The 23,104-nt window shown below is 67.0% G+C and carries 23 protein-coding genes; 8 read left to right on the plus strand and 15 right to left on the minus strand.

Going from position 1 to position 23,104, the window contains the following annotated elements:
• Positions 1–80 precede the first annotated feature (80 nt).
• Both ACQ3DC_RS04040 and ACQ3DC_RS04045 read right to left on the minus strand, forming a co-directional pair.
• Positions 81–758, minus strand: coding sequence for a pentapeptide repeat-containing protein (locus ACQ3DC_RS04040; RefSeq protein ID WP_421092524.1), 678 nt, complete (start codon positions 756–758; stop codon positions 81–83).
• Positions 758–1,216: an SRPBCC family protein gene (locus tag ACQ3DC_RS04045; RefSeq protein WP_157241277.1), complete on the minus strand. Its 459-nt coding sequence runs from the start codon at positions 1,214–1,216 to the stop codon at positions 758–760. Before ACQ3DC_RS04045 ends, ACQ3DC_RS04040 begins: the two co-directional genes overlap by 1 nt.
• Before the next feature lie 143 nt (positions 1,217–1,359).
• Between ACQ3DC_RS04045 and ACQ3DC_RS04050 the strand changes: the two genes are divergently transcribed.
• The gene (locus ACQ3DC_RS04050) at positions 1,360–1,536 is read left to right on the plus strand and encodes a CsbD family protein (RefSeq protein WP_104998934.1); all 177 of its coding nucleotides are present in this window, start codon (positions 1,360–1,362) and stop codon (positions 1,534–1,536) included.
• Positions 1,537–1,653: 117 nt separating this feature from the next.
• Here the strand turns inward: ACQ3DC_RS04050 and ACQ3DC_RS04055 are convergent, their stop codons facing one another.
• The 9 genes from ACQ3DC_RS04055 to ACQ3DC_RS04095 form a co-directional block, all read right to left on the minus strand.
• Positions 1,654–2,709 carry a DNA polymerase IV gene (locus ACQ3DC_RS04055; RefSeq protein ID WP_430751676.1) on the minus strand — a complete coding sequence of 352 codons (1,056 nt, stop codon included), beginning with the start codon at positions 2,707–2,709 and terminating at the stop codon, positions 1,654–1,656.
• 198 nt (positions 2,710–2,907) lie between these two features.
• Positions 2,908–4,368 (minus strand): amino acid permease, encoded by a 1,461-nt coding sequence (locus ACQ3DC_RS04060; RefSeq protein WP_321214319.1) that lies wholly within the window; start codon positions 4,366–4,368, stop codon positions 2,908–2,910.
• Positions 4,369–4,543: 175 nt separating this feature from the next.
• Positions 4,544–4,879 (minus strand): Rieske (2Fe-2S) protein, encoded by a 336-nt coding sequence (locus ACQ3DC_RS04065; RefSeq protein WP_323056761.1) that lies wholly within the window; start codon positions 4,877–4,879, stop codon positions 4,544–4,546.
• On the minus strand, positions 4,876–7,395 hold the full coding sequence (gene nirB, locus ACQ3DC_RS04070) for a nitrite reductase large subunit NirB (RefSeq protein ID WP_430751677.1): 2,520 nt from the start codon (positions 7,393–7,395) through the stop codon (positions 4,876–4,878). The genes ACQ3DC_RS04065 and nirB overlap by 4 nt, the downstream gene beginning before the upstream one ends.
• A gap of 20 nt (positions 7,396–7,415) precedes the next feature.
• The gene (locus ACQ3DC_RS04075) at positions 7,416–7,763 is read right to left on the minus strand and encodes a molybdopterin oxidoreductase (protein ID WP_421092521.1); all 348 of its coding nucleotides are present in this window, start codon (positions 7,761–7,763) and stop codon (positions 7,416–7,418) included.
• 258 nt (positions 7,764–8,021) lie between these two features.
• Positions 8,022–9,731, minus strand: coding sequence for an ABC-F family ATP-binding cassette domain-containing protein (locus tag ACQ3DC_RS04080; protein WP_430751610.1), 1,710 nt, complete (start codon positions 9,729–9,731; stop codon positions 8,022–8,024).
• 161 nt (positions 9,732–9,892) lie between these two features.
• On the minus strand, positions 9,893–10,762 hold the full coding sequence (locus ACQ3DC_RS04085; RefSeq protein ID WP_321214323.1) for a metal ABC transporter permease: 870 nt from the start codon (positions 10,760–10,762) through the stop codon (positions 9,893–9,895).
• Positions 10,763–10,765: 3 nt separating this feature from the next.
• The gene (locus ACQ3DC_RS04090) at positions 10,766–11,509 is read right to left on the minus strand and encodes a metal ABC transporter ATP-binding protein (RefSeq protein WP_157241268.1); all 744 of its coding nucleotides are present in this window, start codon (positions 11,507–11,509) and stop codon (positions 10,766–10,768) included.
• A complete protein-coding gene (locus tag ACQ3DC_RS04095) occupies positions 11,506–12,480 on the minus strand; it encodes a metal ABC transporter substrate-binding protein (protein ID WP_430751611.1) in 975 nt (324 codons plus the stop codon). Before ACQ3DC_RS04095 ends, ACQ3DC_RS04090 begins: the two co-directional genes overlap by 4 nt.
• A gap of 147 nt (positions 12,481–12,627) precedes the next feature.
• Between ACQ3DC_RS04095 and ACQ3DC_RS04100 the strand changes: the two genes are divergently transcribed.
• From ACQ3DC_RS04100 to ACQ3DC_RS04120, 5 genes are all read left to right on the plus strand, one after another.
• Positions 12,628–13,389 carry a lysostaphin resistance A-like protein gene (locus ACQ3DC_RS04100; protein WP_430751612.1) on the plus strand — a complete coding sequence of 254 codons (762 nt, stop codon included), beginning with the start codon at positions 12,628–12,630 and terminating at the stop codon, positions 13,387–13,389.
• A 39-nt stretch (positions 13,390–13,428) separates the two neighbouring features.
• On the plus strand, positions 13,429–13,869 hold the full coding sequence (locus tag ACQ3DC_RS04105) for a VOC family protein (protein WP_157241262.1): 441 nt from the start codon (positions 13,429–13,431) through the stop codon (positions 13,867–13,869).
• A gap of 22 nt (positions 13,870–13,891) precedes the next feature.
• Positions 13,892–14,860: a 1,4-dihydroxy-2-naphthoyl-CoA synthase gene (locus ACQ3DC_RS04110; protein WP_321214327.1), complete on the plus strand. Its 969-nt coding sequence runs from the start codon at positions 13,892–13,894 to the stop codon at positions 14,858–14,860.
• A gap of 13 nt (positions 14,861–14,873) precedes the next feature.
• A complete protein-coding gene (locus tag ACQ3DC_RS04115; protein WP_430751613.1) occupies positions 14,874–16,052 on the plus strand; it encodes an AMP-binding protein in 1,179 nt (392 codons plus the stop codon).
• Between the two features lie 68 nt (positions 16,053–16,120).
• The gene (locus ACQ3DC_RS04120) at positions 16,121–17,002 is read left to right on the plus strand and encodes a 1,4-dihydroxy-2-naphthoate polyprenyltransferase (protein WP_104998946.1); all 882 of its coding nucleotides are present in this window, start codon (positions 16,121–16,123) and stop codon (positions 17,000–17,002) included.
• Positions 17,003–17,004: 2 nt separating this feature from the next.
• Here ACQ3DC_RS04120 and ACQ3DC_RS04125 read toward each other — a convergent pair whose 3' ends face one another.
• Positions 17,005–17,316 carry a DUF4229 domain-containing protein gene (locus tag ACQ3DC_RS04125; protein ID WP_321214329.1) on the minus strand — a complete coding sequence of 104 codons (312 nt, stop codon included), beginning with the start codon at positions 17,314–17,316 and terminating at the stop codon, positions 17,005–17,007.
• A gap of 62 nt (positions 17,317–17,378) precedes the next feature.
• Here ACQ3DC_RS04125 and ACQ3DC_RS04130 point away from each other — a divergent pair, with 62 nt between their 5' ends.
• Together ACQ3DC_RS04130 and ACQ3DC_RS04135 are read left to right on the plus strand one after the other, a co-directional pair.
• A complete protein-coding gene (locus ACQ3DC_RS04130) occupies positions 17,379–17,771 on the plus strand; it encodes a PLD nuclease N-terminal domain-containing protein (RefSeq protein ID WP_157241258.1) in 393 nt (130 codons plus the stop codon).
• Positions 17,772–17,783: 12 nt separating this feature from the next.
• The gene (locus ACQ3DC_RS04135; RefSeq protein WP_430751614.1) at positions 17,784–18,392 is read left to right on the plus strand and encodes a hypothetical protein; all 609 of its coding nucleotides are present in this window, start codon (positions 17,784–17,786) and stop codon (positions 18,390–18,392) included.
• Here ACQ3DC_RS04135 and ACQ3DC_RS04140 read toward each other — a convergent pair.
• The 3 genes from ACQ3DC_RS04140 to ACQ3DC_RS04150 form a co-directional block, all read right to left on the minus strand.
• Positions 18,381–19,910, minus strand: a complete 1,530-nt coding sequence (locus ACQ3DC_RS04140) for a dynamin family protein (RefSeq protein WP_430751615.1) — start codon at positions 19,908–19,910, stop codon at positions 18,381–18,383. The genes ACQ3DC_RS04135 and ACQ3DC_RS04140 overlap by 12 nt on opposite strands.
• Entirely contained in the window at positions 19,907–21,853 is a 1,947-nt protein-coding gene (locus tag ACQ3DC_RS04145; RefSeq protein WP_430751616.1) for a dynamin family protein, read from the minus strand. The genes ACQ3DC_RS04140 and ACQ3DC_RS04145 overlap by 4 nt, the downstream gene beginning before the upstream one ends.
• Positions 21,854–21,962: 109 nt before the next feature.
• Positions 21,963–23,078, minus strand: a complete 1,116-nt coding sequence (locus ACQ3DC_RS04150; RefSeq protein WP_430751617.1) for an IniB N-terminal domain-containing protein — start codon at positions 23,076–23,078, stop codon at positions 21,963–21,965.
• Positions 23,079–23,104 lie beyond the last annotated feature (26 nt).

The raw sequence follows: 23,104 nt of genomic DNA on the forward strand, positions 1-23,104 counted from the left end.
GCCGGCAGCTCCCCCACTTACCGACCGTTCGTTCTGTAAATAGTACACGGGAGGGCTGATCCGTGGATACCGGATAAGGCCTAGCGGACAGTGAGGCCCAGATGGGCTGCCAGCAGCGGCGCGAGGAGGCCCAGCTGGTACTCATCTATGACCATGCCGGCCACGCTGCCGAGTCCGCTGATGCTCCGGAATTCCGTGCCGCGAACGTCAAAGTCCTTCAGCCTGGCCCCGCTGACATCCAGGGATCCGATGGTGCAGTCCTTCAGCGCCACCCGGGTTGCGGCGGCCGAGCCCAGGTCCAGCTCGTTGATGATGCAGCCGGTGATCAGGACGTCCGTGAGCTTTGCGCCCCGCAGGTTGAGGAAATCCAGCTTGCCGCCGTCGATGTGGACCGACTGCCAGCCGCTCTCATGCAGTTCGGCGGACCCCAGCCGGGGATTGCGGATCTCCACCTCCCGCCAGGTTGACCGCGCCGCCCGGAAAACCGGGGCGTACAGCTCCGCGAGGATGCAGTCACGGAAGGTGGAGCCGCGGAGCTGTGCCTCATTGAATGACGCGCCGCTGAACTCGCATCCGGCAAAGTCGGTGCCGCCCAGCTCCAGCCCGTCGGCAGCCACGCGGCTGTACCGCTCGCCGTCGTACCTCCCGCCGCGCCGGAAGTCCGGCACGGCGACGTCCGTGAGGTTCTCGAGCCGCACGGGAGTGAGCCGCGGCGCAGCCGCGTCGGGGCCGCCCTTCCGCGGGATGCGCGCGGCCACTACAGCGTTTCCGCCTTCGCCGCTATTTCCGTGAGGTCCTTGGCCAGGGCTTTGCGGGTGGCAGCCATGCCCATCCTGCCGAACAGCAGCATCATGATCCTGCTGGCCAGGGTGGGCTTGATGACCTCGGCCCCGAAGGTGAGGGTGAGGTCCGTTCCGCCGTCGCGCGGGGCCAGGCTGAACCGCGTGGTGTAGTCCGCCCCGCCCTGGACTGCCTTGACGGTGGTGCTGCGGTTCCGTTCAGCCTCGGCCACCCACATCTCCACCGTTTCCGCTTTGCCCAGCATCTTCCGGGTCTCCTTCCAGCGGGTCCCCTCACCGTAGGGGCCATCTGTCAGGAGCTGGATCGAGTCCACTCCGGAGAGGGTGGCCGCGGAGCCCGGGATGTCCGTGATGACGGACCAGACTTTCTCGGGTGGCGCCTGGATGTGCTGGGTGAGGCTGAGGCTGTGGTCCATGGTTTCGAGCCTAGCGGCGGGTACGGAGAATCAACAGGCGCTGCCCGCAGCAGGCGCCCAAAGGCTTGAATTAGTAAGCATGCTTCGTGTTAGTGTGAAAATGCATTGTTTTGGTCAACGGAAACGAAAGGAGGCCACACACCATGGGCCTCGGAGACAAGATCAGTAACGCAGCGGAAGACATGGGCGGCAAGGCCAAGGAAGCGGCCGGCAACGCCACCGACAATGACCGCCTGAAGGCTGAAGGCCAGGCGGACCAGGTCAAGGCTGACGCCAAGAAGGTCGGCGAAAGCGTCAAGGACGAGTTCAAGCGCGACTAGCCCCTGCCTGGGGCAGGCCCGGCCGGACCGGGCGGCTGCAACAGAGCGACACGGCGGTGGATCCTACGGGATCCGCCGCCGTTCTGTTTGCGCGGTACTTGAGGGATCGGGGGCCCGTCACCAGCCGCTGCGGGTGGGGGTGTGCCCCTGCCGGGAGTCGTCCGGCATCGTCATTTCGGCCCGCAGCCCCAGGAGCCTGATGGGGCGGCCCGGCTCGATCTTCGCCACCAGGTCCAGGACCCGGGCGAGCACTTCCGCCGGGTCCGAGGTCTCGGGGATCTTCCGGGCATACGTCTTGGTGATGAACGGTGCATAGCGGACCTTGAGCGTCAGCCCGACCACCGGCCGGCCCTCTGCCGCGACATCCTCCAGCACGTGCGCCGCCAGCTCCCTGACGGCATCGTCAATCTGCCCCGGCCCGGTCAGGTCGCGCTGGAAGGTGGTTTCACGGCTGTGCCCGCGCGCCACCCAGGGTGTGTCATCAACTGTCCGTCCGCCGTCGCCGCGGCCCAGCTGCGCATACCAGGGACCCATCTTCGGGCCGAACTCGGGGACAAGGTCGTCAGGGTTGGACGCTGCCAGCTCGGCCACCGTCCGGATGCCAAGCTTGGCGAGCCGCTGGGACACTTTCGTTCCCACGCCCCACAGCTCGATGGTGGGCCGGCTCCCCATGACGTCCAGCCAATTGCCTGCCGTGAGCCGGAAGACGCCGGCCGGCTTGCCGAACGTCGTCGCCACCTTGGCGCGGAGAAGGGTGTCGCCGATACCCACGCTGCAGTGCAGCCGGGTCGCCCCGAGCACGGCCTGCTGCAGTTGCCGGGCGTAGGCGTCCGGATCATCCGTCTGCACGCCAACAAACGCCTCGTCCCAGCCGAGCACCTGGACGGTAGCGCCCGGCTGCGAGCGCAGCACCGCCATGACCTGTTCGGACGCCTCCAGGTAGGCTTCATGGTCGACCGGCAGGATGACGGCATCGGGCACTTTCCGCGCGGCGATGCGCAGCGGCATCCCCGAGCCGACGCCGTACGCCCTGGCTTCGTAGGATGCCGTGGACACCACCGCCCGTTCGGTGGGATCGCCGCGGCCGCCGACAATCACCGCCTTGCCCGCAAGCTCGGGCTGGCGAAGCACTTCGACGGCCGCGATGAACTGGTCAAGGTCCACATGCAGCACCCAGGGTTCGCCCACAAGCCCCAGTCTGCCCCGGCGGCGCGCTCCGCACCACCGCTCCGGCACCATCGATTGCTCCGTAGCGGTCCTTTTGAGGCCCCAAAACGGCAGTTGCGGAGCAATCGATGCAGGGAAACGCCGCCGGCGGGACTCCCCTCCCAAGGGGCGTCCCGCCGTCGTATGTACTGCTTGGGTGAGCCGTTAGCTGTAGAGCGCGCTCTTCGGCTCGTTGTTCTTGACCTTCTGCCAGCCCAGCCACAGGACCACGGCGAAGAACGGGATGGTGGCCAGGGTCCAGAGGCCCAGGTAGAACACCTCACCGCTCTTGCTGGTCATGGTGTCGAAGCCGATCAGGACGGTGATGGCCAGCAGGCCCACCAGTCCGGCCCAGCTGGTCCACGGCGAACCGGGCATCGGCAGGCCGGAGGTGACGCCCTTGCGGCGGCGCAGCACGATCTGGCTGGCGAAGATGGAGCCCCAGCAGAAGATCACGCCGATGGAGGCGGTGTTGAGGGCGAGGTCGAACGCGTGCGATCCGCCCAGCCAGATGTTCAGCAGGATGCCTACCGCGTAGAAGGCAGCGATGGCCAGGATGGCCGCGTACGGGACGTGCCGCTTGGACATCTTGGTGAGCCACTGCGGGGCGTGGCCGTTGTTGGCCATGGTGCGGAACACGCGGCCGATCGAGTACAGGCCGGAGTTGCAGGAGGACAGCGCGGCGGTGATGACGATCATGTTCATCACGTCGCCCACCCAGGCGAGGCCCATCTGGCCGAAGACGGTGACGAACGGGGACGTTCCGGCAACGTACTGGTCGGACGGCAGCAGCATGGCGAGCAGGGTCACGGAACCGACGTAGAACACCACAATGCGGAGGACGACGGCGCGGATCGCCTTGGGCACTTCGCGTTCCGGGTCCTGCATTTCACCGGCGGTGATGCCCACCAGTTCGATGCCGTTGTAGGCGAAGATGACGGCGTTGAGCACCAGGACCATCACCAGGGCGCCCTTGGGGAACATGCCGCCTTCGGCCGCGAAGAGGTTGGCAACCGAGGCGTTGCCGTCGCCCACCCGGGCGTTGGTGACCACCATGAAGGTGCCCACCGCCAGGAAGATCAGGATGGCGCCCACCTTGAGGCAGGAGGCCCAGAATTCGAACTCGCCGAACGCCTTGACGCTGAGCAGGTTCACTGCCACCAGGATGGCCAGGGCGGCGATGGCCGAGGCTTCCACGGGGACATTGGGGAAGAAGAACTGGAAGTACAGGCCGATGGCAATCAGTTCGGCGATGCCGGTCATGCCCCAGTTGATGAAGTACATCCAGCCGGACAGGAACGCGCCCTTCTTGCCGAACATTTCGCCGGCGTAGCTCACGAAGGAGCCGGAGGTCTGGCGGTACATGATGAGTTCGCCCAGGGCCCGCATGAGCAGGTAGGCGATGACGCCCGCGATGGCGTAGGAGAAGATCAGGGCCGGGCCGGTGGAGGCCAGCCGGCCGCCGGCACCCATGAAGAGGCCGACGCCGATGGCGCCGCCCATGGCGATCATGGTGACATGGCGCCGGCCCAGGGTCTTGCTGTAGCCCTCGGCGCTGAGGGTGGGGTCGACGGCGACGGATGGGGCCGTACGGTTCTCGAGATCTGTGGGGGTAATTTGAGGCACAACGATTCCTTGTGGGTTGGGGGTTGGCCGCATCCGGACTACAGCATGATCCAGCTCACAAAATTCGGGCTTACGCCGTTGGGGCGACCGTTTGTGAGCGCAATCCTCCGTAAAGCCGAAGCTTCGCGCGGCTCGTCCATCCTACAAGACGCTGAGGGGTGCTACGTGACGCGCGCTACACAGCGGCCGTCTCAAGCACCATATTCTGCTCCCCGTCCAGGGAAATCCGGTAGGTCCGCAGGGGTTCCGCACCGGTAGTGGAGCATCCGGAGGTGAGGTCAAAAGCGTGCTGGTGCAGCGGACAAATGACCACCTGCCGGTCCACGGTGCCGTCCGCAACCGGCCCGCCGCGGTGGGGACAGACGCCGGAGACCGCCCGCAGTGAACCGTCCCGCAGCCGGAAGACGGCCACCTGCTCGCCGCCGACCCCGAAGGCCCGCCCCTCGCCCAGCGGAATCTGGTCCACCGGGCCCAGGACGTGGGCGTTGGCATGTGTTCCGGTACTGCTCATCGGACCGGCACCTGCGGGAGGACGGTCAGGGGCAGCGACGTCCTGAACTGCCCGGGCGTTTGCGGGTCATCGCGTTCCCGCCACGGGTCAACGTAGCTGTCCACGGAGGCCTGCATCGCCTCGTCCAGCCGGCCCGCGATCCCCTCCGAATCCTCCACGATCACGGCCCGCAGGTGCTCGATGCCCACTCGCGGGACGAAGGCGTAGGTCCGTTCCAGCCAGTTGGCCTGTTCCCGGTAGTACTGCATGAACCGGCCGGTGAGGACTTTCACCTCGTCCGGATCGTCCACGGTGGCCAGCAGGTCTCCCTTGCGGATGTGGGCACCGGCGGCTCCGCCCACGTAGATCTCCCAGCGGCCGCCCTCCACTGCCACCACGCCCACATCCTTCACCAGCGATTCGGCGCAGTTCCGGGGACAGCCCGAGACCGCGAGCTTCAGTTTGGCGGGCGCCTCAAGGCCCTGGAAGCGGGATTCGATCTCGATCCCCAGCTTGGTGGAGTCACCGGTGCCGTAGCGGCAAAAGTCCTTTCCCACGCACGTCTTCACCGTCCGGAAGCTCTTGCCGTAGGCATAGCCGGAGGGCATGTCCAGGTCCGCCCAGACCTGCGGCAGGTCCTCCTTGCGGATCCCCAGCAGGTCGATGCGCTGCCCCCCGGTGAGCTTGATCAGCGGGACGTTGTGCTTCTCCGCCACGTCAGCGATCCGGCGCAGCTGCTGGACCGACGTCACGCCGCCCTTCATCTGGGGCACCACGGAGAAGGTGCCGTCCCGCTGGATGTTGGCGTGGACGCGGTCGTTGATGAAGCGGGCGTCGCGTTCGTCGATGTACCGGTCGCCCAGCATCATCTTGAGCAGCGAGGCGAGCCCCATCTTGGACTTTGCGTCCTCGGCGCCGCCCGGAGCCAGCGCCTGGAACACCGCCGAAACCGACCGCAGGCCGCGGGCCCGGACCTCTGCCATCAGAGCCTGCTTGTCCAGTGGAATGCCGCGGACGTAGTAAGCGGCAGCCGGATCCTCCTCCACGGCCCCGTCCGCCGCCCACTCCACCACCTGTTTCACCAGGAGCTTGCAGGAGCCGCACCCTTTGCCGGCGCGGGTGGCGTCCATGGCCCCGGATACCGAGCTGCAGCCGCCCTTCACCGCGCCCACCAGGTCCTTCTTGCTGACGCCGTTGCAGTTGCAGACCTGTGCCTCGTCGTCGAGCTCGGCAACCCCGGTCTCCTCCCCGGGCGTGCCGAGGTCGAACATCAGCCCGAGCCGTTCCTCGGGCAGCGGCAGCCCGCGGTCGAACGCCTGGGTCAGGTAGGCCACCTTGCGGCTGTCCCCCAGGAGCGTGGCGCCCACCATCTTGTTGTCCCGGACCACGAAGGACTTGAAGATCCCGCGGCTGGGCTCCGAGAAGACGATGTGTTCGTCCGTCTCAAGTTCCGGCCCGTGCAGGCCCATGGAGGCCACTTCGACGCCGGCCACCTTGAGTTTGGTGGCCGTGCGCGAGCCCAGGTACGCGGAGCCGGTGTCCGTGCCCGTCACATGGTTGGCCAGCACCACCGCCTGCTCCCACAGCGGGGCCACCAGCCCGTACACCTCGCCGCGGTGCTGGACGCACTCCCCCACCGCGTAGATGTCGTCCTCGTCCTGGACCCGCAGGCTGTCATCCACCACAATGGCCCGCTCCACCGGGAGCCCGCTGAGGACGGCCAGGTCCACGTTGGGACGGATCCCGGCCGCCACCACCACCATGTCGCACCCGATGTCCGGCCGGCCGCGGAGGCTGACGCCGGTCACCCTGTCCCTGCCAAGGACGGCCGCGGTCCGGCAGCCGGTCAGTACCCCGATGCCCAGTGCCTCTACGCTCCGGCGGAGCACCGCACCGCCGTCGGGCCCCATCTGTGCGCTCATCAGGTGGCCGCCGGAGTGGACCACGTCCACGCCCAGCCCGAAGCTGCGCAGCCCGGCAGCGGCCTCCAGCCCCAGCAGGCCCCCGCCGATCACCACGGCGTGCCGGTGGTGTTCCTGCTGCGCGTGGGCAGCCATTTTGCGGGTGTCGTCGATGGTGCGGAAGCCGAAGACGCCCGGCTTGACCGACCCGCCGGGTGTGTAGAGGCCGTCCATGGGAGGAAGGTGGGAGCGGCTTCCCGTGGCGATGATCAGCGTGTCGTAGGGCGTCACCCGGCCGTCGCTGGAAAACACGTGTTTGGCGAACCGGTCGATCCGGTCCGCCCGGACGCCCGCGTGCAGCGTGATCCCGTTGTCCTGGTACCAGGACAGGGGGTTGAGGAAGATGTCTGCGTCGCTCTCCTCGCCCGAAAGGACGTGGCTGAGCATGATCCGGTTGTAGTTTCCGTACGGCTCGTCCCCGAACATGGTGATGCTGAACTGCTCCGCACCGCCCCGGGCCAGGATCTCCTCCACGGCCCGGGCGCCGGCCATGCCGTTGCCGATGACCACGAGGCGCCGCCGGCTGTCCCGGCCGCCGGACCGGGAGCGCGGCCTGGCCTGGGCCCCGGCTTGCATCTGCTCCGCCACGCTGCCCATCAGTGTTCCACCATCCCCAGGTCGATCACCACAGACCCGTTGAGGCCCTCCGGAGCCGCCAGGTACAGCTCGATCACCGAGCCGCCGTCGATATCCTCCACCACGCGCAGCGGAACATGGACCTCGCTCTTGGCGCCGATGGGGAAGTAGCGCATGGGAACCCCGTTGCGCATGAGCACCACGGCGATCAGCTCACTGCTCGAGTTACCGCCGCGGAAGTACAGCGCCTGGTTGATCACGCCGTCCGGGACATAGTGCGAGAGCTCGCTGTGCAGCGGGACGGGCTTCTCCAGGCCCACGCCCTGGAAGTGGTAGATGCCTTGCAGGAAAAGGTTCTTGGCGATCACGGACAGATCCTTTCGGCCGGCGGAAAGACGGGCATGGGCCCCATTTTCCGCCGCCGATGTTTCCGGCCGCCGGTCCCCCGGTAAAGACTGCTTTACGCGAATCTCACCGGTTCCCAGGCCAGGCTGCTGCCCCAAATGCGTGACTTATGCCCTGCCAGGCGGGAGGAAACCCCGCCAATCCGGACCAACTGCGCCACTGCGGGGCCAAAAGTGACGCATTCCGGTCGGGATTGCCCCTTGGTTGCCCCAGGCAATCCCCTAAGCCGGTGCGAGCACGCCCTTGTCCATGGAATACCGGGTCCAACGTCCGCCGGCGGTGTTCCCGGCCCGGGTGCCTTCCAGGGCGCCGGCCCCACCGCTGCTCCGCCGCGCGCACGCCGCGAACCACTCCCGAAGCGCCCTGTCATGGCTGACCATCACCAGGGTCCCGGCAAAGTCCGCCAGCGCCGCCTCCAGCTGTTCCACCAGCACGGGCGCCAAGTGGTTGGTCGGCTCGTCCACCACCAGGGTGCCGTAGCCGCCCAACAGCAGCCGGGCCAGGGCAAGCCTGCGTTGCTGGCCGGCGGACAGGCTGCCGACGGGTACGTGGAACTCGCTGGTGCGGAAGAGGCCGAGGCGGAGGAGGGCCTCGGCGTGCTCGTCGATGTTGCCGCCGAGGCCCGCGGCGAAGGCCGGCAGCAGGCGCAAGGCGGGCCGTTGCGGCAGCTCCAGTTCCTGCTGCAGGTAGCCAACGCGTTCGGGCCGCGTGACGGAGCCGGCAGCTGGTTCCAGGGGTCCGGCAAGGATGGAGAGCAGCGTGGATTTGCCCGCGCCGTTGGGCCCGGTGATCAGGATCTTCTCGCCGGCGCCCGCCTGGAAGTCTGTGGTTTCCAGCCTGCCGGGCACGCTCACCCCGCGCAGTGCCAGCACCGGCACACCCTCCTGCGCTGCCCCGGAAGGCGCGGCACCTGAGTCCGCGGCCAGATCGACGTTCAGCCGCAGGGGTACCGGCGGCCGGTCCACGGGGCTGGCTTCGAGCCGGCGCAGCCGCTCCTGGGCGTTCCGGACCTGGCTGCTGGCGGCCTTCTGCCAGGTGCCGGCCTTGAAGTCGAAGCCCATCTTGTCGCCGTCGCGCTTGCGGCCGTAGCCCATGGTCCCGGCAACAGTTTCTGCCTGCCGCTTTTCGGACTCCATTGCATCAATCCAGGTGTGGTACTGCTGGACCCAGCGCGCGCGTTCGGCTGCCTTCTCCCGGAGGTAGCCGTCGTAGCCGTTGCCGTAACGGGTCACGGCGCGGCGCTCGGCATCCACCTCAATGATGGTGGCCGCCACCTTGCGGAGGAGCACGCGGTCGTGGGACACCACCACCACCGTGCCGCGGTGGGCCGCCAGCCGGTCCTCCAGCCAGGCGGTTCCGCGGGCGTCCAGATGGTTGGTGGGTTCGTCCAGGAGCAGGATGTCCGCCGGATCGGCCAGGACACAGGCCAAGGCCACGCGTTCCTGTTCCCCGCCGGACAGGGATCCCAGCACCCGGTTCCGGTCCAGGCCGCCCAGGCCCAGCCGGTCCAGGGCAGCCTCCACCCGGTGTTCCGCGGCGTAGCCTTCGCGCAGCTGGTACTCCGTCTGCAGCCGGCCGTAGGTATCCAGTTCGTCGTCCCCGGCGTCGGCGAGGTTGGCCTCCAGCCGGTCAAGCTCCGCTTCGAGGGCACGCAGCGAGGCAAGGGAAGCGTCGACGGCGGCGCCCACGGTGAAGGACTCGGGCAGGCCATGGGTCTGGGCCAGGTAGCCCACCCTGCCTTGGATCACCACGGCGCCTTCGTCAGGCGCTTCGAGGCCGGCCAGGATCCGGAGCAGGGTGGATTTGCCGGCACCGTTTTCGCCCACCACGGCAACGTGCTCGCCGGCCGTAATCACCAGGCTGATGCGGTCCAGCAGCCGGCGGTCGCCATAGCCATGGGAAACGTCCGAAAGGTTAAGGTGTTCAGTCAAGGGAAGTCCTCGCAAATTTCCGCAGTGTGGCCGCCGGAGCTGAACGGGACGTTTCATCCAGCGCTCGAGGGCGGCCTTGGTTTGGGAGAACAGCCTGGCGCAGGGCCGGGGCTGCTGGTCAGGACTTCATCGCTCCAGACTGCCCCGGGTGAAGCCACGAGTCAAGCTGCAGCGAGGGCCGCCGCCTTCCTGCGCCGGGCCTTCGCCAGGCGGGTGCCGATCAGGCCCTGGCGCGGGCTGAAAAGGTAGACGACGGCGAACACCACTCCCTGCGTCAGCACCACCATGGCGCCCGAGGCCGTGTCCAGGTAGTAGCTGACGTAGATGCCGGTGATCGAACAGAGCGCCGAGACCACCGGGGCGATCACCAGCATCCGGGAGAACCGGTCCGTGAGCAGGTAGGCCGTGGCGCCGGGGATGATGAGCATGGCCACCACCAGGACAACGCCCACGGTCTGCAGCGCCACCACCGATGTCAGGGCCAGGAGGCCCAGCAGCAGCGCCCCGAGCCTCCGCGGGGACAGTCCGATGGCGTGCGCATGCGTGGGATCGAAGGCGTAGAGCGTGAGGTCGCGGCGCTTGAGGATCAGGATGGCGAAGGCCACCACGCCCAGCACCAGCACCTGGATGAGGTCCGGAATGCTGACGCCCAGCAGGTTGCCGAAGATGATGTGGTTCAGGTCCGTCTGGCTGGGCGTCACGGAAATCAGCACCAGGCCAAGGGCGAACAGCGAGGAGAACACGATGCCGATCGCCGCGTCCTCCTTCACCCGGCTGGTATTGCGGACCACCCCGATCAGGGTCACGGCGATCAGGGCGAACACCAGAGCGCCGAGCGCGAAGGGGGCGCCCACAATGTAGGCCAGGACGACGCCGGGCAGCACCGCGTGGGAGACGGCGTCGCCCATGAGGGACCAGCCGATCAGCACCAGCCAGCAGCTGAGGACGGCGCAGACGACGGCGGCGAGCGCCGTGGTGACGATGGCCCGGACCATGAAGTCGTAGCTGAGGGGTTCGAGGAGGAGTTCCACGGGTCAGCTCCGCCCTTCCCGGTTGAGCACGTCCAGGCCGAACGCCATGGCCAGGTTTTCGGGCTGCAGCACCACCTGCGGCGGGCCGTGCATGAGGACCCGGTGCATCAGCAGCACGGCTTCGTCGCAGAGCTGCGGGAGCGCGTGCAGGTCGTGGGTGGAGACCAGGATGGTGCAGCCGTCCGCGGCGAGCTCGCGCAGGAGCCTGGTGATGGTGGCTTCCGACCTCTTGTCCACGCCGGCGAATGGTTCGTCCAGCAGCATGGTGGTGGCACCCTGCGCTATCCCGCGGGCAACAAAGGCACGCTTCTTCTGCCCGCCGGAGAGTTGGCCGATCTGCCGCCCGGCGTACTCCCCCAGTTCCACCCGGTCCAGTGCCTCGTCCACGGCAGCCCGGTCGGCCTTCGATGCCCGGCGGGTGAAGCCCTGGTGGCCGTAGCGGCCCATCATCACCACGTCGCGCACGGACAGCGGGAACTGCCAGTCCACTTCCTCGCTTTGCGGCACGTAGCCGATGCCCCCTTCCCTGCGCGCCTTGGAAGGTGGCTCTCCTCCGATCCGCACCGTGCCGGCGTCGGGCTTGATCATGCCCATGATCACCTTGAACAGCGTGGACTTCCCGGAGCCGTTCATGCCCACCAGGCCGCAGATCCGCGCCGGGTCAAGGGACAGCGACGCCGAGTCGAGTGCCAGGACTTCGCCGTAGTGGACGGTGACGTTGTCCACCTGGATGGCCGGGGAGGTCATTGCCCCACCCCTGCTGTGAGTGCTTTGGTGATGGTGTCGGCGTCGTGCCTGATCAGGTCCAGGTAGGTGGGGACGGGCCCGTCCGCTTCGGAAAGGGAGTCCACGTACAGGGTGCCGCCGAACCGTGCGCCCGTGGCTTCCACCACCTGCTGCATGGGGGCGTTGGAAACCGTGGATTCGCAGAAGACGGCCGGGACTTTGTTGGCCTTCACGTACTCGATGGCACGGGTGATCTGCTGGGGCGTGGCCTGCTGTTCGGCGTTCACGGCCCAGATGTACACCTCCTTGAGCCCGGTGTCGCGGGCCAGGTAGGAGAACGCGCCTTCGCAGGTCACCAGGGCCCGCTGGGCTTCCGGAACCGCGGCAAGGCTGGTGGTCATCTGGTCCTGCACGGCCTGGAGTTCGGCTTTGTAGGCGTCCCCGTTGGCTTTGAAGGCAGCGGCGTTGCCGGGGTCAAGGTCGCTGAAGGCCCGCACCATGTTGTCCACGTAGGCCTGGACGTTCACCGGTGACATCCAGGCGTGCGGGTTGGGCTTGCCTTGGTAGGAGTCCTCGCTGATGGGCATCGGCTCAACGCCCTCGCTCACCACGGCGTGGGGCACGTCCAGCCCGTCCACGAACTGCGCGAACCAGGCTTCCAGGTTCAGGCCGTTGTCCAGGATGAGATCGGCCTTGGAGGCTTTCCGGATGTCGCCGGGAGTGGGTTCGTAGCCGTGGATTTCCGCGCCGGCCTTTGTGATGGATTCCACGGTGAGCTTGTCCCCCGCGACGTTCCGGGCGATGTCCGCCAGCACCGTGAACGTGGTCAGCACCACGGGCTTGCTGTCCCCGTCCCCCGAAGCCCCGCCGCCGCAGGCGGTCAGCACAAGGGAAAGCACGACGGCGGCAGCGGCCGCCGCCCTGAAGCGCACGGTCCTGCGGGCGCCGGTCGGGGCAGCTTCTTTGGCGCACCGAAACGTAAATTTAGGCATACCGAATATTCTAGGGGACGCGCGTTTCCCCCAGCAACGCGGCCGGCCCACCTCCCCCCGTTCCCGCCCAACTAGGTAGCGCTAAGTGTCGTTTTGGAGCCCCAGAACGACACTTAGCGCTACCTAGTTGGGGGATAGGCTGAAGCCATGGCGACCGCCCACCGAATACCCCCTGCTCCGCAGCCGCAGCTGTACCGCTTCTCGCCGTTGGACGGGGCAACCCTGATTGTGTACGTGGCCATCGCCGGGTTCTTCGCCGTGGCGGGGGAACTCCTGGCCCCGTTCCTGCGGCAGGTTGCTCCTTCCCCGGCGGCGGCTTCCTACGCGGCGAACCTGCTTTTTTACGCCACAGTGGGCATCCTGGCGCTCCTGGCGGCCCGGAAGGTGGTGGGCCGCGACCTGAAGGTCCTCGCCACGCGCCCGTGGTTCACGCTCATGATGGTGCCCGCCGCGGTGATTGCCATGCTGATCCTGACCGCCATCGTGGTGGCCGCCGGCGGCGAGGCACAGACGTCAGAGAACCAGGCGGGCCTGCAGGAACTGATGCAGCAGGTGCCGGCCTGGCTCATGGTTCCGCTGGTGGTAGTGGTGGGACCGTTCGTGGAGGAGTACATCTTCCGCCACCTGCTCATAGGCAAGCTGAGCCGGCGGGTGAACATCTGGATCTGCTGCGCCGTCTCGGTGGTCCTGTTCGCCGCCATGCACATCGTGGGCCGGGAAGCCATCACCCTGGCTGCCCTGCTCCCCTACCTGGCCATGGGCGCCACCCTGGTCTTCATGTACGTCTGGACAGGGAAGAACCTGATGTTTTCCTACTTCGTCCATGCTGCGAAGAACCTGCTGGCCGTGGTGTTCATCTATGCCATCCCGCCGGAGGTCTTCGACCAGCTCCAGCAGGTGCAGCCGTAGGCCCTACCGCGGCCCCATCGACCCCCGTACCTTGGTGGGATGGGACTGAACATCCAGATCGTCGTCGATTGCAGCAAGCCGCACGAGCTCGCGGACTGGTGGGCTGAAACCCTGCAGTGGTCCGTGGAGCCCCAGGACGCCGCGTTCATCCGCTCCATGATCGAGCAGGGCTTCGCCACGGAGGACCAGACCATGACGCACCGGGGCAACCTGGTCTGGCGTGAGGGCTGCGCCATCCGGCCGCCGGAGGAACTGGAGTCCAAACAACCCGCAAGGCGTGTCCTCTTCCAGACGGCACCCGAGGGGAAAACCGTGAAGAACCGCGTGCACTGGGACGTGAACCTGGCCGGCCGGGACAAGGATGAGGTCCGCCGGGAGCTTGAGGCCAGGGGCGCCACTTTCCTCTGGACCGCCAGCCAGGGTCCGCACTCCTGGCACACCATGGCAGATCCGGAAGGCAACGAGTTCTGCATCAGCTAAGGCCGATTACTAGACTTGGACAGTGAGCAAACAGATTCCCGCCCAAGTGTCAGACGTCTTCGACCCCATCCGCTGGCGGACCGTGGCCGGTTTCGAGGACTTCCAGGACATGACGTACCACCGGCAGGTGGAAAGGGATTCCGACGGCGGGTGGGTGCGTGACCTGCCCGCGGTGCGGATCGCCTTCAACCGGCCGGAAGTGCGGAACGCGTTCCGGCCCGGCACTGTCGACGAGCTCTACCGTGCCATGGACCACGCCCGCATGACCCCGGACGTTGCCACCGTGCTGCTCACCGGCAACGGCCCCTCCCCCAAGGACGGCGGCCACTCCTTCTGCTCCGGCGGGGACCAGCGGATCCGGGGCCGGGACGGCTATCGGTACGTAGTACAAGACACAGCAGACGGCGAGTCGCAGGAAACCATCGACCCCGCCCGCGCCGGCAGGCTGCACATCCTGGAAGTCCAGCGGCTGATGCGGACCATGCCGAAGGTGGTCATCGCCGTCGTCAACGGCTGGGCGGCCGGCGGCGGGCACTCGCTGCACGTCGTGGCGGACCTGACCATCGCCTCCCGCCAGCACGGCAAGTTCAAGCAGACGGATGCCACCGTGGGCAGCTTCGACGCCGGCTACGGCTCCGCCCTGCTCGCACGGCAGATCGGGCAGAAGGCAGCGCGCGAGATCTTCTTCCTGGCCCGCGAATATTCCGCCGGGGACATGGTGCGGATGGGTGCGGTGAACGAGGCCGTGGACCACGAACGCCTGGAAGAGGTTGCCTTGGAGTACGCAGCTGATATTGCCCGGCAGTCGCCGCAGGCCATCCGCATGCTCAAGTTCGCCTTCAACCTTGCCGACGACGGCCTGGCCGGCCAGCAGGTGTTTGCCGGCGAGGCCACGCGGCTGGCGTACATGACGGACGAGGCGGTGGAGGGCAAGGAAGCCTTCCTGCAAAAACGCGAACCCGACTGGTCCTCCTTCCCGTACTACTTCTAGCCAGGAGCGGCATATGAACAGCGGCCCACTCAATGTAGAGCCCGCCCTCAAGGCCCTCGCGGCCGCCCTCCACGGCGAGGGCCCCGCCGTCGAACTCTCCGTCGGGAGCGACGGCGCCCTGCTGGTGGGACATGTGGAAACTCCCGGCTGCGATGACGCGGTGGCCGTGGTGCGCACGTCCGGCTCCACCGGCGCCCCCAAGGCGACGGTGTTGACGGTGGAATCCCTGGCTGCCTCCTCCATGGCTACGGCTCTGGCGCTCAAGGGCGAAGGCCAGTGGCTCCTGGCCCTTCCGGTGGAGTACGTGGCGGGCATCCAGGTCCTGGTCCGTTCCCTGTTCGCCGGCACCCGCCCGTGGGTCATGGACATGTCCCGGGGTTTCACGCCCGAAGCATTCACCGAGGCTGCCCTGGAACTGACGGACAGGATCAGGTTCACCTCCCTGGTTCCCACCCAGCTCCAGCGCCTCCTCGACGAACCGTCTCCGGAAACCCTGGCCGTGCTCCGCCGCTTCAACGCCGTCCTGCTGGGCGGCGCCCCGGCCCCCGCCTCACTGCTGGCCGCCGCCCGCGACGCCGGCGTCCGGGTCATCACCACCTACGGCTCCGCCGAGACGTCCGGCGGGTGCGTCTACGACGGCTTCCCCCTGGAGGGAGTGTCCCTCCGGGTTGAGGGGGACGGCCGGATCCTGCTCGGCGGTGACACCATCGCCGCGGGGTACCTTGAGGCCCCTGAAAGCACCGAGACATTCTTCGAGGAAGACGGCGTGCGCTGGTACCGCACCAGCGACCTGGGCAGCATCGGCGAGGACGGCCGCCTGACCGTCCTGGGCCGCGCCGACGACGTGATCATCACCGGGGGGATGAAGGTTTCCGCGGCGCACGTCCAGGACGAGCTGGTGAAGTCCGACGGCGTCGCGGCGGCTTTCGTGGCGGGCGTGCCCTCCGCGGAATGGGGCCAGGCCGTGGCCGCCTACGTGGCGCTGGCAGAGTCCGCACGGGGCGCCGAATCCGACGACGCCCTGCGCAGCCGGGACCACGCCGTCGTGCTTCAGCAGGAATGGCGCCGGACATTGGGGATCCTGGCACCCAAAACGGTCCTGGCCGCATCCTCGCTGCCGCTGCTGCCCAACGGCAAGCCGGACCGGCTGGCCATGACCGCCGAACTGAATGCCCTCCACGAGGGAAAGTAAAGTAGACCTGCACCATCCGGCAGGCCCCCCGCCTGCCGCCCTCCCCAACCACACACGAGGTACTGACCGTGGCTACAGCCGCACAATGGATCCAAGGCGCCCGACTCCGGACGCTGCCCGCCGCGATTGCGCCGGTGCTGATCGGCTCCGCCGCAGCCTACGAGATGGATTCGTTCCTCCTGTTCAACGCCATCCTCGCGGCGCTCGTGGCACTCCTGCTGCAGGTGGGCGTGAACTTCGCCAACGACTACTCGGACGGCATCCGCGGCACCGACGATGACCGGGTGGGCCCGCTGCGGCTTGTGGGATCAGGGGCCGCAAGCCCGGAACACGTCAAGCGGGCCGCCTTCGGCGCGTTCGCCGCAGCCATGGTCTTCGGGCTGGTCCTGGTGGTGATCACCCAGAGCTGGTGGCTCATCCTGGTGGGACTGGGCTGCGTCATGGCCGCCTGGGGCTACACCGGAGGCAAGAACCCCTACGGCTACATGGGCCTGGGCGATGTTTTCGTGTTTGTGTTCTTCGGACTGGTAGCAACCCTGGGCACCACCTACACCCAGGCCGGGCAGATCAACCTGCCCTCCATCATCGGCGCGATCGGCACCGGCCTCATCGCCACCGCGCTGCTCATGGCCAACAACGTCCGGGACATTCCCACGGACATGCAGGCCGGCAAGAAGACCCTGGCGGTCCGGCTGGGCGACAAGCACGCCCGGGAAAGCTACGTGCTGATGCTCGCGGTGGCCATCCTGTTGGTGGTGATCCTGGCTCCCGGCCGGCCGTGGATGCTGATTGTGCTGCTGCTGATTCCGGCCTGCCTGATGCCGGCATGGCTGATGATCAACGGCCGCAAGCGCAAGAGCCTGATCCCGGTCCTGAAGCAGACCGGCCTGATCAACCTCGGCTACAGCCTGCTGTTCTCACTGGGCCTGGTCCTCAGCCACGGGTTCTAGTCCTAAGCCCGCTTGCGGTCCTTGGCGTCGTTGCTGATGGCCACGTCCGGGTTGGCGTCCAGGAGGGCGTCCTCGGCGCGGGCGTCCTGGACCTCGCCGGCCGAACGCAGCGGTTTGGCCTTGCCGGAGAAACGGTGCTGCAGTGCTGCCGCTGCTTCGTCCCGCTGCTTCTGGAAGAACAGGTAGCTCACGGCGAAGGCAATCAGGGCCGCGCAGATGACGGACATCAGGGCGCCCAGGCCCAGGAAAGTGAAAAGCACGAACAGGGGTGCGAACAGCGCCAGGCGGATCAGGGAATATTTCAAAAAGGCCACTATTCAAGTTTAGCCGCCTCCCGCCCACGGCCCCTGCGCCTCCTGACGATAGACTTAATGGCATGCTCCTCCGTGTGGTTTTGGCCGTCGCAGTCCTCGCCATCTTCGTGTACGGGCTCGTCGACGTGATCCGCACCGACGCGCGCCTCACCCGCGGGATCTCCAAACCTGCCTGGATCGTGGTCATGATCGTCCTGCCGGTGATCGGGGCGGTCCTCTGGCTCCTGATCGGCCGGCCGCGCGGCGCTCCCCCGCAGCGCCAGAACTACAGCCACCCCACCGCCCCGGACGACGATCCGGACTTCCTCCGCAACCTGGAGGTGCGCCGCCGGCAGGAAGCCGAGGCCGCACGCCTGAAGAAGCTCAAGGATGAGCTGGACGCCAAGGCAAAGACCGACGACGGCGGGAAAGACAAGCACGAGACCGACGAACACGACACCGACGGACTGAAGTAGGGGACCAGTCTGATGGCCCGCGACGCTGACGGAGAAGACCGGCTGCGGAACCCTGCCGGTGCAGCGTCGCCGCCAGACGGGGCACCCCGCACACAGCCCGCGCCGCCTCCGCGGCCCGGGCTGTCCTATTCGTCCCCGGCACCGATCGTGGTGGTCCCGCCGGCACCGGGGAGCGTCCGGGTGGCCAGGAACCTCTGGCTGTTCAGCTTCGTGGCCGGGTTGGCGGTCCTGGTGGGCTCCTTCCTTACCCGGGACTCCCACTTGGAACGGCTGCGAAGCGTGGTGCAGGAAACGGCTCCCGGCGGCGACGAGACCGCCATAACCACGGCCACCGCCATCGTCTTTTGGGGAAGCATCGGTGCGCTGCTGCTGGTAATGCTCCTCGAGGCGGCAATGCTCGGCGTGGTGGCAGGCCGGCAGGGCTGGGCCCGGTTGGCACTGGTCCCGCTGCTGGCGGGGCACGTGCTGGTCATGGTGGTGACGGCCACGTTCCTGGTGCCCCCGGGCGACGCCGGCAGCTATGTGGCCATCCTCTGGGGCATCGAGATCCTGCTGGCATTCATCGGGCTCGTCCTGTTCTTCTTCCCGTCCGCTGCCGCCTGGCTCAGGTCAGGCCGGTAACGGTTTGGCCTGGCGCGACGAGTGTTGGGCGAGCTGACGCTGGAATTCGCGCACTGAACATTCCGCCACGATGCCTTCGCAGCTCCGGATCACCACCCGGCAGGCGTCCTGGGCCGCCCGGTCCGTCAGCGGGTTCTCCGCCAGTGCACGCCAGCGGGTCAGCAAACGCCGTGCCTCGTCAGCCAACTGTTCGGGGGTGGCATCCGGGCCCAGCCCGAGCCGTACATGGGAGGCAGCACCCAGGCCCCCGATGAGTGCCTCTGCTTCGGCGGCAAACTCGGGGTTCAGTCCGACGCCGGTGGTCCGCAGCGTCGACAACAGCCGCAGTTCCCGGAACTCATGGGCGTTGGCCTGCAGCTTCTCCAGGGCCTCGGCGAGGTGCTCGGTCCCCTTGCGGGGAGAAGCGCGGAGCAGGGCTTCCACCCCCACCAAGGCTGTCCGGGCCTTCAACGCATCTGCCCGTGCCTGGAACTGCCGGCCCACCGTCTCCAGCAGCGGGTCCAGGCCGCTGCGCCGGGCAAGCTCGTGGGCCAGTGGCGTTGGCTGGTCGAATCCATTCCGGAGCAGGACCACCGCCAGGCGGATGCCAAAAAGGCCGTATCTCTCCAGCAGCGAGGCCCGGGCCTCCGCCGTCATGCCTTCCGGATCCGTTGCGCGGAGGAACCGGTCCGCCGAGAGCATCATCTTTTCCCTGGCCGCGCGGTCCATGCCGGCCAGCAGTTCAAGCGCGCGGAAGTCCGGCTGGCGCATGGTCCGGGCACTTTGCGCCAGGAGGCCGGCAACGGGTACCACACCCAGCGCCAGCTTCCTCAGGTTGTGGTCGCGGCGGTACCTTTCGGCGATGTCTCCGGCGGACAGGAGGGAATCGATCCGTCCTGCGCCCACCTCGTCGGCCCGGGACAGGACGGCAATGGCATTCACGGTGCCTGAGCGGCCCACGGCGGTGTCGGCAAAGGATTCCAGGAACCTTAGGTCCGAGGCGTGCATGTGCCGCATCAGGTAGATGATGGCATCAGCCTCCGACGGGGTATCCAAGGGGGTCAGGAAGCTGGTGGACCGTGCAGATATGTCCCCCGAGAGCGAGGCTATGCCGGGGGTATCGATCAGCGTCATGTCTTTCAGGCCCGGCGCGGGCCACTGGACGTCCAGGCGCTCCACGTCCTCCGCCCGCACGTCCCCCAGGACGAACACCAGCCGCCCGTCCACGCGTTTGAGGGGCAGGCTCCTGGGTTCGCCCTGCACCGGGTATAGCGTGATGCGGGGCGTGTGCCCGTGCCGGTACCACGTGATGATCCGGGTGCATTCGCCGGTATCCGTGGGAGCTATCTCTTCCCCGATAATCGCGTTCAGCAGCGTGGACTTTCCGGCTTTCACCATTCCGGCGATGGCGATCCGCAGGGGCTCGGACAGCCTGCGCCCATAGCCCTTGAGCGCGTCGGAGGCAGCAGGATCATCCCCGTACACTTCCAGGGCGGCGGCAACCAGCTCCTTGGCACCGGCTATCGTAGGGTTCTTCATCCCACGGCCGCCACGGTTGAAGCCCCCGCCGGCCGGCCGGCTGAAGGCCGGGCAGTGTCCTGGCCTCCGCCCGCCTGGCGGGGCGTTGCCGCAGATACCTCTGCGGCAACAGCTGCGGCGGCGCGGGACACCGCGTCAACCTTCTTAAGCTCCGCCTTGATCTCCCGGATGCGGGCGTCCTTTTCGAGGGCGTATGTGGTGGCTGCCTGTTGCGCTGCCGCTACAGAGTCCGTCAGCGAACGGTGGTGCTCGTCCGCGATCTCCGTGAAGTGGTCACGGATGGAGCGCTGAACCAGCCGCAGCCGGTCCTTCAGCTGTTTGCCTACCTGGAACGTGACATCGTCCAGCTGGCGCCGTACCAACGCCTTGGCTTCGGCCTGCCGGCGCTTGAGCCGCGCTTCCTGGTCTTCCCGGAATGCCTTGCGTCCCAGCAACAGTCCGGCCCCCACGGAGAGGGGATTGATCAAAGCCATCCCAAAGATCCCCGTCAGGAGGCCAAACATCAGCACACCGCCGTAGGATCCGCGCATGCCGATCAGGACCTTCTGCACCGGCTTGATGCGTCCGTCGTCGAGCGTTGGCATTTCGTCCACGGGGTCCAGGGCATCCCCGGTGTCGGAGACGCGGAACACCGGCAGGGTGACTTCATCGGCAGCGAAGTGTTCTGCCACCTGCGCCGCCAGCCACTGGGCCCGTTCACTGGTCCATACGAACGTGTCCGAAATGGCGGCCGCCGCGCATTCCTCGAGCCACTTGGAGAACTGCGGCCACGTGGGTCCCGGGTCGCCCTGGTCTATGGCTGTCTCGGCTTCCCGCTGGATCCGCCGCAGCCGGTCCCGGAGGTCGTATTCCATGTCCGCGATCAGGTCGCTGATGCCGTCGTTGAGGGTGATCTGCCACCGCGCGGAGCGTTTCCGCAGGTCGTCCGCCTCGGCCTTGGCCAGCTCCAGCCCCGCGATCATCTGGGGCGTACCCTGCGGGTTCTCGAGGGCTTCAAGCTCGGACTGCAGCGAGAGCCGCAGGTTTTCCGTAACTGACAGCAGGTCCTGGCTCACCGAACGTCGCTGGAGGCGCTGCGCCTTGCCCAGGATCTCGTTCCGGAGGTGCGTGATCAGCCCCGGGAAGCCGGATTCGGCGTTGAGCTCGGCATCCTGCAGCCGGGAGGCCTCCAGGCGCAGGTCGGAGGAGACGGGGTAGAGCGGGATGTCCGGTGCAACCTGGGCCAGGTGGGCCCGGTCCAGCTCCTCGACGCGACGCCATTCCGGGTAGAGGTCGGTCTTGGACAGGACCCCCACCACACTGGGGGTGATCCGCATGGCCTGCCGGAGGAAGCGCAGTTCCGGTTCGGTGTATTCCTGCGAGGCGTCGCTGACCAGCAGCATGGCATCCGCTGTGGGCAGTGCGGTGAGGGTGGTCAGGGTGTGTGAGGATCCCATGCCGCCAACGCCCGGGGAGTCGATAACGGTGAGTCCGCCGGTCAGTATCCTGCGGGGAAGGCAGACCTCGGCGGCCACCAGTTTCTTGCTGTTGCCAGGGTTGCCGCGTTCTGAAACGAAGGCGGCAAGTTCGGCAATGTTGACTGGCTGCCGCTCCACGTTGGATTCGTCCGGGGCGTCCGTGCCGTCTTTTGGCACCAGGATGCTCGCCGAGGCGGGATCGCCGTAGCGGACCACCGTGGGGACGGAGGTGGCGATGTCGTCATCCACCGGGCACACAGGGGCATTAACCAGGGCATTGATGAGCTTGCTCTTGCCTTGCTTGAATTCGCCGACGACGATCACCCGGATGCTCGGGTCCTTCAGCCTTGCCAGGGTTTGGTGCAGGCGTTTGCGGAGATCCGCCCTGTCCCCCGTGCCCACCAGCTGAAGGCCTTGCTCCACCAGCTTGATGAGCTGCCCCGCGCTTGCCGGCGTTGGCTGTCCTGCCGTTCCTGCTTCTGCCACGGTCTGTCCTTTGCCTCAATTCTCGGAAATGGAACGGGGGGTGAGCCCCGAAAAGCCCGGCAGGAGGGAGAAACCTCCTGCCGGGCACTTCCGCTGCCCCCGGGGCCGCCTAGCCGGCGACTGAATCGTCTATGGCCGTGTTGACCTCGATGTCTTCCACGTACACGTCGGTGTTGGTGGAGTTGTCCTCGGTGTGGGTCATCTCGGTCTCGGAGTTGTCCTGGAACGAGTCCTCGATCGCAACCTCGGTGGTGTTGGTCTCCGCGGTGGAGTTGTCCTGGAACGAGTCCTCGATCGCAACCTCGGTGGTGTTGGTCTCCGTGGTGGAGTTGTCGTTGAACGAATCCTCCAGTGCGACGTCCACGTCGGTGTTGGTGGAGCTGTCTTCGTTGAAGGAATCTTCAATGGCAACGTCGGTGGAGTTGTCCGTGTTGTCCACGCTGTTGTCCGAGTTGTCGGAGTTGTCGGAGTTGTCGTTGAAGGAATCCTCGACGGCGACATCCATATCGTGGTTCACGGAGTTGTCCGAGTTGTCGTTGAACGAATCAGCCACGTCAACATCCAGGTCTGTGTTGAAGGAGTCGTCGATGTCCGTCTTCTCGTTGCCGATGTTGACGTCGCCGCCGGCGTGGACCGAGTTGTCCGTGGAGTTGTCCGCGGAATTGTCCGTGTTGTTGGAATCGCTGATGTTGTTGGAGTCCCGGACGTATGCGTCGTCGCCGGCTGCGACGGAGCGGTCCCCCGAGGCGATGACGGAGTCATTGTCGAACCACTGCTCAACGTCGCCCTCGGCCCAGATGTTCTGGTTGACGGACTGGTCAACGATGTTGTCCCGGTCATCCACCGTTGAGGTGTAGGAGTAATTGTTCACCACGTGGTGGAGCTGCTGGACTGCGTGGGCGTGGTCATCGTGGTCGTGGTGTCCGCCGCCGCTTCCGCCACCTGCAGGAGGAGTTTGTCCGGTGCCGCCCGCGCCCCCGCCGCCGCCGATGTGGCCGGTCCAGGACGTGTTGCCGCCGGTGTTGTACTCGCGGTCGAACCGGGAGGTGGTGACTGGTGCGTAGTCCAGGACTACCGGCATTGCGGCATCCACATCTGCGGAGCAGACTTCACCGAAGCCGTGGTCTTCCAGAACCTTCTCGGGATTGTCCAGGAAGTCCTGTGCGGCCTGGCGGTTGCCGAAGAGGTGCATCAGGAACTGGACGAGGTCGTTTGCGAGCGTCATTTGATTTGTCCTCAATCTTCTCTGAG

The organism is Paenarthrobacter sp. NEAU-H11, from assembly GCF_050573415.1.
Taxonomy (GTDB): domain Bacteria; phylum Actinomycetota; class Actinomycetes; order Actinomycetales; family Micrococcaceae; genus Arthrobacter.